Annotated in this window: 16 protein-coding genes; 8 read left to right on the forward strand and 8 right to left on the reverse strand. The window is 36.3% G+C overall.

Features of this window, described 5'->3' with window-relative positions; genetic code table 11:
• Window positions 1-73: 73 nt before the first annotated feature.
• Genes NKG37_RS20305 through NKG37_RS20320 form a run of 4 tightly spaced genes read left to right on the forward strand, consistent with a single transcriptional unit; the run spans window position 74 to window position 3289 of the window.
• Window positions 74-1117, forward strand: a complete 1044-nt coding sequence (locus NKG37_RS20305) for a GerAB/ArcD/ProY family transporter (protein WP_169188622.1) — start codon at window positions 74-76, stop codon at window positions 1115-1117.
• Between the two features lie 9 nt (window positions 1118-1126).
• The gene (locus tag NKG37_RS20310; protein WP_254415256.1) at window positions 1127-2422 is read left to right on the forward strand and encodes a spore germination protein; all 1296 of its coding nucleotides are present in this window, start codon (window positions 1127-1129) and stop codon (window positions 2420-2422) included.
• Window positions 2316-2672, forward strand: coding sequence for a spore germination protein (locus NKG37_RS20315; RefSeq protein ID WP_254415257.1), 357 nt, complete (start codon window positions 2316-2318; stop codon window positions 2670-2672). The genes NKG37_RS20310 and NKG37_RS20315 overlap by 107 nt, the downstream gene beginning before the upstream one ends.
• 14 nt (window positions 2673-2686) lie before the next feature.
• Window positions 2687-3289, forward strand: coding sequence for a Ger(x)C family spore germination protein (locus NKG37_RS20320; RefSeq protein ID WP_254415258.1), 603 nt, complete (start codon window positions 2687-2689; stop codon window positions 3287-3289).
• On the opposite strand, the gene NKG37_RS20325 is transcribed toward NKG37_RS20320, so the two are convergent.
• Both NKG37_RS20325 and NKG37_RS20330 read right to left on the reverse strand, forming a co-directional pair.
• Complete coding sequence (locus NKG37_RS20325) at window positions 3207-3614, reverse strand: hypothetical protein (protein ID WP_254415259.1); 408 nt, start codon at window positions 3612-3614, stop codon at window positions 3207-3209. The two genes, NKG37_RS20320 and NKG37_RS20325, sit on opposite strands and share 83 nt — an antisense overlap.
• A gap of 126 nt (window positions 3615-3740) precedes the next feature.
• Entirely contained in the window at window positions 3741-4310 is a 570-nt protein-coding gene (locus NKG37_RS20330; protein ID WP_224428600.1) for a YitT family protein, read from the reverse strand.
• A 536-nt stretch (window positions 4311-4846) separates the two neighbouring features.
• Between NKG37_RS20330 and istA the strand changes: the two genes are divergently transcribed.
• The 3 genes from istA to NKG37_RS20345 are packed head-to-tail and all read left to right on the forward strand — an operon-like array spanning window position 4847 to window position 6749.
• Complete coding sequence (gene istA / locus NKG37_RS20335) at window positions 4847-5722, forward strand: IS21 family transposase (protein ID WP_254415260.1); 876 nt, start codon at window positions 4847-4849, stop codon at window positions 5720-5722.
• Window positions 5695-6375, forward strand: a complete 681-nt coding sequence (locus tag NKG37_RS20340; protein WP_254415261.1) for a hypothetical protein — start codon at window positions 5695-5697, stop codon at window positions 6373-6375. The genes istA and NKG37_RS20340 overlap by 28 nt, the downstream gene beginning before the upstream one ends.
• Before the next feature lie 2 nt (window positions 6376-6377).
• The gene (locus NKG37_RS20345) at window positions 6378-6749 is read left to right on the forward strand and encodes an ATP-binding protein (protein WP_235678819.1); all 372 of its coding nucleotides are present in this window, start codon (window positions 6378-6380) and stop codon (window positions 6747-6749) included.
• A gap of 52 nt (window positions 6750-6801) precedes the next feature.
• Here the strand turns inward: NKG37_RS20345 and NKG37_RS20350 are convergent, their stop codons facing one another.
• From NKG37_RS20350 to NKG37_RS20370, 6 genes are all read right to left on the reverse strand, one after another.
• Window positions 6802-7824, reverse strand: coding sequence for a site-specific integrase (locus NKG37_RS20350; RefSeq protein ID WP_016205460.1), 1023 nt, complete (start codon window positions 7822-7824; stop codon window positions 6802-6804).
• Window positions 7811-8794, reverse strand: a complete 984-nt coding sequence (locus NKG37_RS20355) for a tyrosine-type recombinase/integrase (RefSeq protein WP_254415262.1) — start codon at window positions 8792-8794, stop codon at window positions 7811-7813. The genes NKG37_RS20350 and NKG37_RS20355 overlap by 14 nt, the downstream gene beginning before the upstream one ends.
• Window positions 8781-9491 carry a tyrosine-type recombinase/integrase gene (locus tag NKG37_RS20360; protein WP_254415263.1) on the reverse strand — a complete coding sequence of 237 codons (711 nt, stop codon included), beginning with the start codon at window positions 9489-9491 and terminating at the stop codon, window positions 8781-8783. Before NKG37_RS20360 ends, NKG37_RS20355 begins: the two co-directional genes overlap by 14 nt.
• Before the next feature lie 23 nt (window positions 9492-9514).
• Complete coding sequence (locus tag NKG37_RS26185) at window positions 9515-9829, reverse strand: CBO0543 family protein (protein ID WP_283950795.1); 315 nt, start codon at window positions 9827-9829, stop codon at window positions 9515-9517.
• 444 nt (window positions 9830-10273) lie between these two features.
• Window positions 10274-11311, reverse strand: coding sequence for a Ger(x)C family spore germination protein (locus tag NKG37_RS20365; RefSeq protein ID WP_254416431.1), 1038 nt, complete (start codon window positions 11309-11311; stop codon window positions 10274-10276).
• Between the two features lie 115 nt (window positions 11312-11426).
• A complete protein-coding gene (locus tag NKG37_RS20370; RefSeq protein ID WP_254415264.1) occupies window positions 11427-12743 on the reverse strand; it encodes an ISLre2 family transposase in 1317 nt (438 codons plus the stop codon).
• A 396-nt stretch (window positions 12744-13139) separates the two neighbouring features.
• On the opposite strand from NKG37_RS20370, the gene NKG37_RS20375 reads away from it, so the two are divergent.
• Entirely contained in the window at window positions 13140-14327 is a 1188-nt protein-coding gene (locus NKG37_RS20375; RefSeq protein WP_254414795.1) for an IS4 family transposase, read from the forward strand.
• Window positions 14328-14615 lie beyond the last annotated feature (288 nt).

Consider the following 14615-nt stretch of genomic DNA (forward strand, 5'->3'; position numbering starts at 1 on the left):
TCATGATGTTTCTATTTCCAATTGTTGGATTTGAGGTGAGTTTTTTCCTAAGATTACTCCTATTCAGTCATACATGATTATTATGCTTTCGGTTGGATTAATGAACCACGTGATTATTATCCCTTTACTACTCGAAGCATCAAAGCGAGATGCCTGGCTCGTAGTGCTTCTTGTTTTTGTCGCTTCACCTGTTTGGATTGGTTGCTTGAACTACATCATTCAAAACATGAACAATCAACACATGAAAAAGTGGCTAGATCAGCACTTTGGAAAGTTTTTATCTGCAATCTTAGTAATTATTTATAGTTTGTTATTATGGCTCATGGGCTTTATTTCCTTAAAAGATACTCTAACATGGACAATCGCATCTTACTTGCCGCAAACACCGATACTAGTTCTTGCGGGAACCACACTTGTTGCAAGCTTCTTTGCTGCTTTTCAAGGACTCCGTACAATTGCAATTGTGAGCGGAATATTGTTGCCATTTGTTGTTATTCTAGGTCATCTTGTGGCGATTGCCAATTTTCAGTTTAAAGATTATACCCTGCTTTTTCCTTTGTTAGAAAACGGGACAACTCCATTATGGAAAGGTGTTCCTTACGTTGCCGGGGGATTGCTGGAGTTGTCTTTCTTGATGTTGCTGATTCAGCACAAATTAACAAAAAAAACAGGATTTAAAAGCTTGATGTTGATGTGCTTCATCCTTACAGGACTTACGTTAGGACCATTAATGGGATCGATTGCTATATTTGGCCCTGATGAAGCGGCTAACCAAAGATACCCCGCTTACGCTCAATGGAGAATCGTGAGACTGGGAGAATATGTGGAGCATGTCAATTTTTTTTCGATTTATCAGTGGCTATCCGGTACATTTATTCGTGTGTCCCTTTCTATCTATCTCTTGGGAGAATTGTGGAATTTACAAAAACGCAGATGGTTACCCGTGTTATTTGGCGCATTGGCCATGCTTGTTGCCATTTTGCTGCCGATGAGCGACATGGCTTTTCTAGACTCGTTAGGAAGATTTTATTTTCCTTCATTTTGTATCTTTACAGCAGGGACCTTGATCCTGTATATCGGTCGAATAATCATCTCAAGAATTAGCCAAAAGGAGTGACTAGCTAGGATGAATAAACTATTCCGACGAATGATAAGATTATTTGGAAATCAGGGGGCAGAAAGCAAGAGGCCAACGCCTAATACAGAGGCAACCGTCTTGCAACCACTTAATGAACAATCACTCATCCAACACTTTAAAATGTGTCAAGATGTTAAGCACCATGTTTACAAATTAAACCCTAATGATGAACAATCGAGAATCCTGTTGCTTTATTGTGAGGGTTTAAGTGACAACCAAACGTTCATTCATGAAACTGCGCTTCCTCATTTGACCCGATTTTATGAAAACAATGGTTTTCATCATCAGGAGGAAATAGCCGAGTCGAGTCAATTACAATTAGAACTCGTTACGCTTGAAGAGTGGGAGCAAACGGCCGAAACGGATATTTTTGAAGGCAAACTGCTTTTGTATACTCCGACCCTACGTTCCTTGTTCTCCCTCGATATCTCAAAAAAACCCGCGCGAAATCCGGAAGAATCCAGTATTGAGGTCTCGGTACGGGGGCCAAAGGATGGATTTGTGGAGGAACTGGGAGTCAATGTGGCGTTAATTCGGAAACGAATCAAATCAACCAGCATGGTTTATGAAACGAAAAAAGTAGGCGTTCGCACAAAAACAACCGTTGCAATTCTTTACATGCGTGACATTGTTGATCCTAAGATTGTTCAAGATGTAAAGAATAAATTAGATGATCTTCACATTGACGGAGCGTTTAGCGCCACTCAGCTAGAAGAATTAATGGAACCGACAAAAGCATTGTTTCCTTTGATGGGGTATACAGGCAGAGCAGACTTTACCGTGAACTGTATGCTCAATGGGCGTGTAGCGTTGATTGTGGATGGTACACCGGCTGCGTTGATTGCGCCTGCCAATTTATTTTTGCTTGTGAAAGCACCCGAAGATATCCACTTTACTGCTTTGGCAGCTACATTTGGTCAAACGCTTCGTTTACTTGGCTTGTCCGTATCGCTACTGCTTCCTGCATTTTTTGTTGCTATTCTTTCCTATCATCAAGATCAGCTGCCCTATTATCTACTTGCCACTTTGGGGATTAACCGGTTGGGAATCCCTTTTGATGTGGCAGTTGAAATGTTTATTGCACTTCTCTTCTTAGAAATCCTGCGGGAAGCTGGTATCCGATTGCCATCTGCGGTCGGCTCCACGGTAACGGTTGTAGGAGGACTTATCCTGGGGGATGCGGCCATTCGTGCTGGATTCTTATCCCCAGGTATCGTTGTCATCGGAGCAATTACAAATCTTTGGTTCAACTTTATCGAGCCTATCATTGGCTGGAACGATTAGTACCTTACGCTTTTTTCTTTTCATTCTGTCTGCCACGCTTGGCATTTATGGCTTCTTTCTTGGATTATTTATTGTGCTCAGCCATTTAGCCTCATTGCGTTCATGCGGCTTGCCTTACTTGGCCCCAATATCACCTCCATTTAAAGACTTGGCCAACGCTTTGTTTCGATTACCTTGGCCATGGCGAAACACTCGACCGGACATGTTGAAGACACGAGATTCTACAAGGCAAGGGGACAGGCATAAATGAGGAGATATAAAAGTATGGTTGCACTTTTCCTTCTTCTCACCCTTACCGGTTGCTGGAGCAGATATGAAGTGCAAAACATGAACTATGCTACGGCTGTTGGAATAGACTATGTCGATGGCCAATACACCTTATATGTGCAATTGCTTGATTTCTTGACAGTGGCCAAGCTGGAGGGACAGCAAAAAGCGGAGCAGCCCCCGGTTTGGGTGGGCAAAGGCGAAGGTTCCTCGTTTACAGAGGCGGCAAATGATTTGTACAGTACATCACAACAGCGCTTAAACTGGGGACAAATCTCTGCCATCTTGTTCAGCGAGAGATTGATGAAGGAAAACAAAGTCGGAGAAGTGCTGGAATTGATCAACCGTTATCGTGAAATAAGATACTTGGCCTGGCTGTTTAGTACAAGAGAGCCTCTTGAAGAAATCTTGCTGGCAACTCCATTTTTTAGATTATCGCCAAAGGCATCCATTCTTCACAATCCCGAGCAAAGTTTCAGACAGTTCTCTATCCTTGCTCCGGTCCGCCTGCAACAATTTAATGGACATTTGGAGGTTTTTCCTTATAAACAACTTTGTTTTTGTGAAAATTACCATCTGATTTCATTTTTTTATAACTAGATTCAATATCTACATCCAATTCATTGTATCCAGGAATTGCCTTCCACACTCTATCGACTTTTGCATCAATCGGTTCAATTTTATGTTCCTCTCTATACACTTTAATTTCTTTGTAAAGTTCATCATTTTTCTCCTTTAAGCCTGCTGTACCAGAGCCAATAGTATTAAATGGTCCAATAAGATCCGTAATTGTTAAAATGAAAGTACTTAAAAACACTATTAGTATTAGCGAATTTTTTTCCTCATAAAACTCCTCCGCAATATAAACTAATAATTTTAAAATACCCATCAACAATAGACTTATGTAATTAAAAAAAACAATCATAACACTAATCTTATAGGCTTATTATTCCCATCCCATTAACTACACCGTAGGAAAAATCGGCTTTCTTCATGTCGATATTGCTTAGCGTATGTTTCCACGTTTGTTGTTGGGACTCTCAATAAAAAATTATTTTCCTTTAATTAAGGATGTTATTAAACCCACAGAGGTAATAGCTATACATGAATAAATGAAGGTATCTAATTTTAATAAAGCCAGACATGCCAACACAATAATTCCATCTATCAGTATGATTACAAGTGCAATATTTAACGAAAAAGTTTCAGAAATAATTTCAGCTAGTAAGTCAGTTCCTCCAGTGCTTGTCTTATATCGCAGCATTAGACCAACACCAACTCCAATTATTGCACCTCCAATTAGTGCGCTTGCAAGTTGGGGAATAAAAAATTGAGAACGAAGAGGAACAAGTAAATCAATAAATAAGGACGAAACCAATAAGCCTTGCAAACTACTAAAAAAATACTCTTTTTTATTTATTGAGGAAAATATACAAATAGGGATACTTAACCCCACCATTATAATACCAGTTGGAAATTTAAAAAAATAATGAAGTAATAGTGCGATCCCAAGGATTCCACCATCTATTAAATGATGAGGAACTAGAAACCCATTCACACCAACTCCTAATAACAGACTTCCAATAAGAGTAGCTATTAATTTCTGAAAAATAACAATCACCTTTTCTCATTTTTAATCTAATAATATGTCGGGGTTTTAAGGTTAAGAATAAGAATGCAGAGGAAAAATTAAATATATTAGGGAATACTTCATTTATTAGGGGATAATCGCCTCCACTTTCCCCCTTTCTTAAAAGGCATTAAAGTATCTAAAGAAAGTAATTCTTTAGGTACTTTAATGCTCCGAAATCCCATAAGTAAAAAATAATTTAAACTTCAGTAAAGTTACTATTACTCCCTTGATCCCATATATATATAAATCCCTTTTTAGTTCACTCCGTTTTTTTATTTATTGTGTAATAAGGTAAGTTTCCTTGAGCTGACGAAATAATTCGTGCAAAACTAAAATCATTTATGTTTATTTCCTTTATAGGCAAGTTAAATTATTTAAATTAATGAGATGTGACTGCTAGAATAAAGTGTACAGTTTTTGCTTGATAAGATGAAACGCTTATTTACCCAAATATACCAGCAAAAAATATCAACCTATCACTGTAAAATGATCATAGTTCATACTTGCAGTGGAGGTTAGCGAAGGTGGATAAGTGGGAAATGTACATGGAGATAAAGCAATTATTAAAGCAAGGATTTAGTCAGACAAAGATAGCTGAAAAGTTAGGGGTTTCTCGAACAACTGTTTACAGGCACTTAAAGAGATCTCCTTCGGAGATGGCGGAATGGGTTGATTCTCTTCAGTATAAAAAGAAAAAATTAGATCCATATAAAGAACTGATTTTATCTTGGTTGAGAATGCATCCGGATATGTCAGCAGCACAAGTTTATGATTGGCTTTTAGAGAAATATAAAGATCTAACTGTTGGAGAAAGTACAGTAAGAACATATGTAAAAGCATTAAGAGAAGAATACAAAATAAATAAGGAAACATCTCCTCGAATGTATGAGGCAATTCCTGATCCCCCAATGGGAGAACAAATGCAAGTAGATTTTGGTCATACGAGACAAAAAACTGTTGATAATAAGGAAGCCAAACTCAACTTTATAGCTTTTGTCTTATCACATTCTAGACAAAAGTATAAAGAGTGGTTGGATAGACCATTTACAACACGGGATGTTATACAAGCCCATGAGAACGCGTTTAAATGGTATGGAGGAATGACCAATGAGATCGTTTATGACCAAGATAGTTTAATTGTTGTTAGCGAAAATGGTGGAGATCTAATTTTAACTAAAGAATTTCAGCAGTATAGAGAATCCAGAGGAATAAACCTTCGGGTTTGTAGAAAAGCTGACCCTGAGAGTAAGGGAAGAATAGAAAATGTAGTTGGATTTATCAAACAAAACTATGCCAAACATAGAGTGTTTCATAACATCGACTCTTGGAATGAGTTAAAATACACAATACAACAAAAAAGAGACCATTCGAAGTGTTCCTCCTGGAAAAGCAACACTTAAAACCAGTCTCCCAAAATATAGATATTCAAAATAACTATGAGATAAGTATAGCAAGATGTGTTCATAAGGACAATACTATTCGTTACCAATCTAATCGGTACTCTCTTCCACTTGGAACTTATAACAAATATGAAAAAGTATGTATCAAGGAAACGGAGACTAAAGAATTAGTTATTTATATACCTGATACTGGCGAAATTATTGCAAAACATTCAATTCCCGAAGGGAAAGGGATGTTAATAAAAGATAAAAAACATAGTAGGGATCGTACAAAAGGTGTTGGAGCATTCATTAATACAGTGGCTGAGAGATTTGAAGATAAAGAACTAGCCTTTAAATATTTAGAGAAGGTTAGGGAAAAAAATCCTCGTTACATTAAAGACCAGTTGCAAATCATCTTGCGCGAAACAAAAGGTATCGATAACGAAGTACTGACTAAAGCGTTAGCAGAGTGTTTAAAAAGGAAATTATACAGTGCAACTGATTTTGGCGATATCATTGCATATGTGAAACGTCAGCGCCAGGTACATGAAACAGTTATTGATAAAAAGAAAGAAGTTAAGAATTTGAACAGGCTATCAGAATGGGTTTTAGAAACAGAAGCATACAAAAGAAAAGTAGATACTTACACGGTTTTAATGGAGGTTGAATAGCGATGAGCCAAATCCAACAATTACAAGACATAATGAAAGGGTTAAGACTCGTTGAAACTGCCAAGCATCTCCCCCATTTGATCAGAGAAGCTGAGCAAAAAGACCTTTCATTTACTCAATTCCTGTTAGATGTCACTTCTTATGAGCAAACTCGAAGAGAAGAAAAGCAACTAAACAACCGATTAAAGTGGGCAACTTTTCCTTTCAGCAAAACACTTGAGGAGTTTAATTTAAAAGAACAAAAGTCTTTAAGCAACAAACAACTAAATAGATTAAAAGATTTAACTTGGATAGAACAGCTGTACAATTTGATTTTATTAGGGCCACCAGGTGTAGGTAATTATCGAAAGTTTATGCTTATGGAAAGACTCTAAACAATTTTCTACAATACTGTAGTTCCTTCATCTAAAATCTTTCCATAACATTTTATTTACAGAGTTCCTTTAACCAATTCATTAAATCCTTATTTTCATCCCAAACGGGAACATTCTGCTTAACAACTTCCATATAGACTGCCTCCAACGCTTTCCTCTTCATTTGAGAGTTAGTTCTGGCATAATGTTCAGTTGTACTTACATTGACATGCCCTAATAAGTCCCTAATATAAATAAGGTTAACCCCAGCTTCTAATAGATGCATAGCCTTAGTGTGTCTCATCATATGAGGTTTCAATTTATCTGGGAACATTATTTCTGAATGTAATTCCTTGGCTTTTATTAAATATTTCTCCAAAATATATGTTATTCCCGGCCGTGTAAAGGGCTGGCGGGCACTATTATAAAATAATGGATGATTTTGTTTACCATTTTCCAACAAATAATTCTCTTTAAGATAGTTTTCTAATAAATCTCTAGTTTTCCCCATGATAGGAACGTATCTTGCCTTGCCACCTTTCCCCATCAATAAAACAGTAGCTGGTTTAGCTAGACGAATATTTCCAACTTTTAAATCGATTAATTCCTGTATTCGTGCTCCTGTGTCATAAAGAAGGGCCATAATAATTAAATCACGACGACCCTTAGCTGTATTTGTGTTCGGTTGTTCAAATAAAACCTTTAGACTTTCTTGTGTCAGATAATCTATTGGCTTTATTTCTCTCTTTTTGAATGGGATACATAATATTTTCTGGCACTCAAACATATTTTCTGGATTTTCCATCTGCACATATCGATAGAAACTGTGAATAGCTGCTAAACGTTGATTACGTGTATTAATGCTTATCTCTTTTGTCTTTTCAAGCCAAACTAGAAAGTCTTGTATGGTATCGGATTTTATCATATTAAAAGTCAAGGATTCGGGGCTGATTTGTAATTCCGTATCACAAAATTTCAGTATCTGTTTAAACGTGTCCCGATATGACTTGATTGTATTTGTACTGACATTTCTCTGTCCTGGAAGATATTGCGATAAATAGCGAGTCAAAGTCTTAGCGAAATCAGTCTGCTTCATGAAAAAATACCTCCGGTATTAAGGTTGAATAGTGTTCTTCAATAGAAGCAGTAATCGTTGGATATAATTCAGCTGTAAGTCTTAGATAATGTTGGGTACCTCTTAAATCGACATGACCTAAGTAAGTAGAAAGATAGGGAAGGAGATTTGTTAAATCCTCTCCATTTAGTACCCACTTCTTTAAACAATGAACAGAAAAAGTATGCCTTAGATCATGAAGTCTTGGGCCTTTACCACTATGGGATATTCCAGCTTTCCATAGTAAATCCCTGAAGAGCTTATATACAGTACCCTCCTTATAATGCCCGCCATATGGTGATGGAAAAAAGTAATCTTCAGAGGACCCAAAACTATGAACCTTATGTGAGTACTGACGGCATTGCTCTGTCAATGTTTCTGCCATTGGAACAAGTCTTTCCTTACCGAGTTTGGCTTTTCGAACTAATAGAGTTCCGTTTTCTAAATCAACATCATCTAGTTTCAACTTTAGAGCTTCTGAGATTCTAAGACCACATCCATATAACATTCTTATTAGTAGCTGTAGGACAATATTTCTATTAGGTGATGCTTTAGAAACTGGAGCATTATCACAAACAATAAATAAATCTCTCATTTCATCTTCAGTAAAAATATGTGGCATATAAGAATATCTTGTAATTGTCACAGCTGCAGCTGGATAAATATAAGCTTCATACCCAAGTCGAACCATGTATTTTGCAAAGCCTCTAACTATTGAAATTCTTCCGCTTCTAGTACTATCAGTCTCATTCGGTTTCTTTCTAGTCCATTGTAATACTATTTCTTTAGTAAGCCGTTTCTCGGTCAAGTGACTTTCGACGAGAAAAATATCAAGATATTTCAATAGAGAAGCACCTTTAATATATTTATAACCAATAGCTCTCTGTTCCTTTACATATCCGTTTAAAAGCTCGCTAAGATTGCTTGTAAAAATAACTTTATCTTGAGTCATTTTTAAATACCTCCTCTGGATCTAGAGCACATTTTCTTAAACTTTTGATATCAGTTTGTAAATATACTGCCGTAGATCTTGAGTTGATATGCCCAAGAACTTCTGAGATTACAGGGAGAGGGGTACCTTGTTCTAGGAGAGAACTTGCTAATGTATGCCTAAGTGAATGTAAACCATGGCGTTTTTCCTTCGAGACAGTGATACCAGCCTTTCTTGTATGCTTAGTTATAATGTTATGTAGATTGGCATCTCTACCAAATGCCTCATACGGTGCATTCATCCGTAAAAAAACAAATGGTGAATCACTTACTGGACGAGCTTCCTTTAGATAGTCAATCAATGCCCAACCAATATCATTAAGTATTGGATAAGAAACCATTCTTTTGGTTTTATTCTGTTTTAGTACTATGGTTTTATTTTCCCAATCAAGATCTGTAAGTTTTAAGGATTTAATGTCTCCTGCTCGAATTCCAAGACGTGCTACTAGGAGAAGGATGGCATATAAAAAATGAAAAATCCCTACCTTATCTTCATAAATGGTATTTCCTAAAAAATCTCCAAGTACTAACACAAAAACTAAGTGAAACGGGGTTAACTGATAGATGGATGTTCTGCCTGTTATGATAATGATAAAAAATAAAGTGGCAAAACCAACGATGACTTTGATCGTCAGTAAACCAATATTGACTTCTTCCAACGTTTTTTCCTCCAATTTAAATTTTACTTAGTTGTAAGATCTTGAGGTTTAGATAAAGAGGCTAGTTTTAGTATTAAAGCTCGAGTTACAATTCCAACCATGATGTAATATATGAATGAATATCTGTATCTCCACTCTAAATAATTAACAAGTTTGACCCACTCGCAAAAGGGTTCACCTATATAGGCATATGTTAGTGCCATAATGATCTGGGCTAAAATAAAAGATTTCCATCTTCTAAAATATTGATATAACAACATGTAAGCTACAGGTACCATTGAAAAATCAAAAGGAAAGGCCCTAGGAATAAAAGGTAGGAATGCAATGGGTAATCCCAAAAACTGTATTGTGCACCAACTACATCTAATAAGGTTGTTGTTATGATAATTATGGTACCAAATAACAAAATTTCTAAAATAATGTCTCGTTTAACAAGTTTAGCCCATATAACCCAAGGCACAACTAAAAAAACGACTAGTATCCACCATTCCCAAGTTAAAAACTCATTTTTAGCCAACCATTTAATTCTAAATGATAGAGCTTATCTTCTAATAAATGTATTTCCTTAAGATTTTCAAATATATTATCTATTGATATCACCTCTATATTTAAATGAAAAGGTAACAGATATTTTTGAATTCAAACTCTTTGAGCTGCCTTTTTAGTATTACCGTTTTTTAGTAATGAATTTCCATCGTAAATAAGAAAAAAACCATGTTGGAGTTCATCAACACTTGGGTCGTGTTAAGTCGCGTTAACGATTTTGTTCCTAAAAAAACATGTTAATCAACTGCTCCAGTTCGCTTAATTTCCACCTTTATATTTGGTTTTATCTTTAGTGCTGAATATTTTTGTCTTAAATCTCCCTCAGTTAAATGGGAATATTTTCTAACACTTCTTATTTTTCTTCCGATTCCGATGGGATCCGTATTTAAATTTTTAAATTCCTCAAGTATATATCCAAATTCTTTGTTTAGGGCTTCACCAATTAGTTGCTCCATTTTGTTTAGTGAATCTTTATTTTTCACAGAAATAGATGGTTGAAATTCTAATGTTGAAACGGAAATCGTTGCATTTAAATGAACCAATTCTTCGTTCTTTATTTCAATGTTTCCTTTGTACTTTATTGGATGAAGTGTAATCTTATAAATATCACTTTTAGGAAGGTTGAGTTCGGCCATACCTCTTTTCTCTAGTTCTTCAGCAGCAATCTCTACAGTTATATCCCCTAAAAATGCCTTTTTATTTGTGAATAATTTTATGTAAAGGGTGTTTATCAACGAAATAGATCCAACAATTTTATCTTCTTTGAATAATGCAACACCATCTATAGAAGGTGCTACCCCATTTGCATTTTTTATCATGGGTAGGGTAGGATCGATACCAATTTCATATAGTGTGGTTATAAAATCATGTAAGTTGGAGTTGACTAACATTTCTTTCTTTTCGTGTTTATCCAATAGTTGATAGATATAGGATCCCATTTCGGGATATTCTTCATAGTTTTTATTTTTAATCGTCTCCTCAGCATTATCAGTAATGGCCAAAAAGATTAAATCACTGATACTGCTATCTCGTTGCATAGTATCCAGAAAAGAAGAAATTCCTACTGTTTCTGCCATATTTTTATTAAACAGTATGGTCCTTAATTGACCAGACGTAATATCATGGCTTGTCTGTTCCTCTAGTTTTTGTCTGATTTCCTTACTAGTCGTTCCTTCAGCCGAAAGGGTTACACTAGTCTTTTCTTCTTTTCGGTCAAATTGTAACAAACTGATAGTGCCTTTGTATGTATTGTCATCAAGCAAGTCAAAACCGATTGAGTCAAGTTTTTGTGGGAGTTTTTTTAGCTCCCTTTTTTATAAAGTAAAACCTCTAAGTTTGTATCCGCTTTCCAATTGGTTTTGTTCTTCCAACTGTTGATTCTCTCATTTTTTAAAAACCTTTTAATCCCTGTAAGGCAAAGTGAACGGGTTTTCCAATCGCTTGATTTAAGTATGGCATGTTCTGACGCACGGTTTCTGTTACTAATTTTGTGGGTATTTTTCTTTTCGCTCGATGCTCTTTCTTTGATTTTTCCGTGGCTTTTTCCCATTTCCCATATATCGTTTGGATGGATAGGTCATCCTTCAATCCAATCCACAAGCGCGCCATGCTCATGACCCCTTTTTTGCTCCATGCTCTTCCATTCTTTAATCGTTTGGCTAATTGATTCATCATCGCCTCTGCACTTCCCATTGGACGATACGCTGTCGTGTCCACACCTTTTTCCTGTAACCAACTACGGTAATCTTTTATGGTTTCCTGATGATGCGTTAAAAAGCCGAGGAAATGTGCTAGTTTTTCTTCTTCTTCTGGTGTATCCATTGTTCCTACTGCGCTATTCAACTCTAGAAGTAATGTTTCTACCTGGTAGTTTTTTAACGCTCTTTTCATGTAGCGGTATCGAGGATGGCTCTTCATTAGTTGCTTCATCGAACGAGCGACATGAAAACGGTCCATGGTGAAAAAGGCGCGTTCCCGAAAATACTCCCGACATGCCGTTATCCAGCCTGCTCCATCACCATTAATAATAAGCAAGGTTTGGGTAGGATCATACGCATAATGATTCTGTAAGAACGTTTCAAAGGCTTCCCAAAAGGGTTCTTTTCCTTCATAAAGAAAATGCCTTTTATTTCGGAGCCTGATTCGCTTTCCGTTTTCTTTCCATCCCTCATGTACAGCGGCGAATTTCAACTCCCATCCACGCTTTTTCTTTTCTTGACTCTTCACATATAATCCATCTACTTCGACAAACAACACCTTTTGAAAAGGACGTTTTTCCTTAGCGGGAAGTACGCTTGTTTGAAGAAGATGTTGCCGTAATGCTTCGTGGCTCATCGCCGAATAGCCTAAAAATTGTTCGAACGTTTCCACCGCCTTTCGATAGGAGGAACCATTTGTCGCTAATTCTAGCCCCCATTCTTCTAATAGTGGACTAAACCCTTTATTCCCTTGAAACTGTAAATAATGATCTAACAGACAAATATATTTTTTGGTTACACGATCGAAATAATAATTACGCTTCAGCTCCACAGCTCCAAACGCTGTATCTAATCGTATTTCTCGTTTATCTCGTAAAGCAAATCTTCTTTTGTCTCGTTGCTTGGCAATCTCTTGATCCCAATTTTCTAACGTTTGAATAAGGATTTCTTGAAACGTCATTTGTAGTGTTCGAAATAAAGTTTTTTCCAATTCTTTTAATGATGGCATTTTTATGTTACATTGATTCATGAGAGCCTCTCCTTTTCGTAGTTTTCTAGTCAAACTCTACTTTACAAAAGGAAGCTCTCTTTTTTAATACTTAATTTTTTCCAGCTACCGCGCTTTCGCTTGGTGGCCTTTTTGTCTAGTTGGGGGACTCGTCCCAATGTCATAAACCTAAATTGTAAAAATATGTAAATATTAAAAAAGATTCATAAAATTGTTGTATAAAATTGAAAAAACCCCTTGACTTTTCAGAAACACCTCCATAATCAGCGTGAATACCAGTTCTTGGTATATCTCGTACGAAATGGGGTTTTTTTGTTGAAAAAAAGCAAGTTTTTAGAAGCGATTGAAGTATGTAGGGAGGTATTGTACGATTTCCATTTCATGTGCGATTCCCGCATGAAATCAACCTACTTTACACGTAAAGGAGGCAAATTGACTTTCCCAGAAACAATTTTGTTTGTGCTAAATCTAGTAACGAGAAGCTTGCAGATTGAGTTGAATGACTTTTTTGAGTTGATTAAAAAAGAAGGAGAAATTATAAGTAAACAGGGATTTTCACAAGCGCGAAAAAAAATAAAACCAGAAGCCTTCAAGACGTTATTTGACACCATTACGACGTGGTTTTATCAGACAAATAACTCCTTTAAATATAAGGGCTTCCGGTTATATGCGATTGATGCGTCTATCATAGAAATAGCCAATTCCCAAAGGCTAAGAGATACCTTCGGCGCATCAAAGGGCAATGGCAAGGAACTTGCCAGAGCCATGGTATCTACTATTTATGATATCGGAAATGATTTATTTGTAAAGGGGATAATCACAAAATGTACAGATAGCGAGCGCACAGTAGCGATAGAATTAATTGATAGTTTCCTAGAACTGCGTTCTAACCACGACCTTTTTCTTTTTGACCGTGGGTATCCATCTCAATATTTCTTTCACTATCTTTTGAAGAATAAAGTGAATTTTGTTGTTAGAACGCCAGTTAATTTTTACCGAGCCGCTATAAAAGAAGGGATCCCTGATCAGGTCATTGAACTCAAGTATAAAAGCAACGTCATGCGTTTGCGTGCGGTCCGTATCCCATTAGGCTCTGGAGAAGATGAATTACTTATAACGAATATATTAGATGAGTCTTTTGATATTCCGGCTTTTAAAGAGTTGTACTTTAAACGATGGTCAATCGAAACAAAATACGATGTCTTAAAAAACAAAATACAGATTGAAAGATTCTCAGGCGAAACAAAACAGACGATTGAACAAGAGTTTTATGCTGCTTTATTTTTAAGCAACATGGCTTCCCTACTAAAGCATGAGTCAGATGTGATCATCGCCGAGGATCAGAAGGATAAAGACTTAAAGCACAAATATAAAACTAACACCAATATTTTAATTGGCGCACTAAAAGATAAGCTCATTTGTTTAATCATTGAACCAAGTCAAAGGCGAAGAAAAAAGATGTATAAAGACCTACTGAACGAAGTTCAGCGAAATAGAGTCCCAATTAGACCTGGAAGGAAATTTAAACGTTCCAGAGGGCTAAATGCGAATAAACATGGATTTGGACAACGACCAGCTATCTAACAAAACGAACAAATAGGAAAATCAGGGAAATGCCAAAAAAATTAAATAGGCACTTCCCGGGCATCCTATTGGCTTTTTTAGTTATCAGAATATTATAAACATCAATTTTGGTTTACCACTGGTAATTACTGGTTTCTTAACTTGATGACATTGGGACTCGTCCCCCAACTAGACAAAAAGGATATTTATTCTCCCACAAACATTTTACTCATACGTCAAAACCAATAATCGTTGAAATTCCTTGCATTTCTATTATTTTTTCAGGGGCCATACATGCAGTACAAAGAA

Source organism: Niallia sp. RD1, from assembly GCF_024219955.1.
GTDB classification, from domain to species: domain Bacteria; phylum Bacillota; class Bacilli; order Bacillales; family Cytobacillaceae; genus Niallia; species Niallia alba.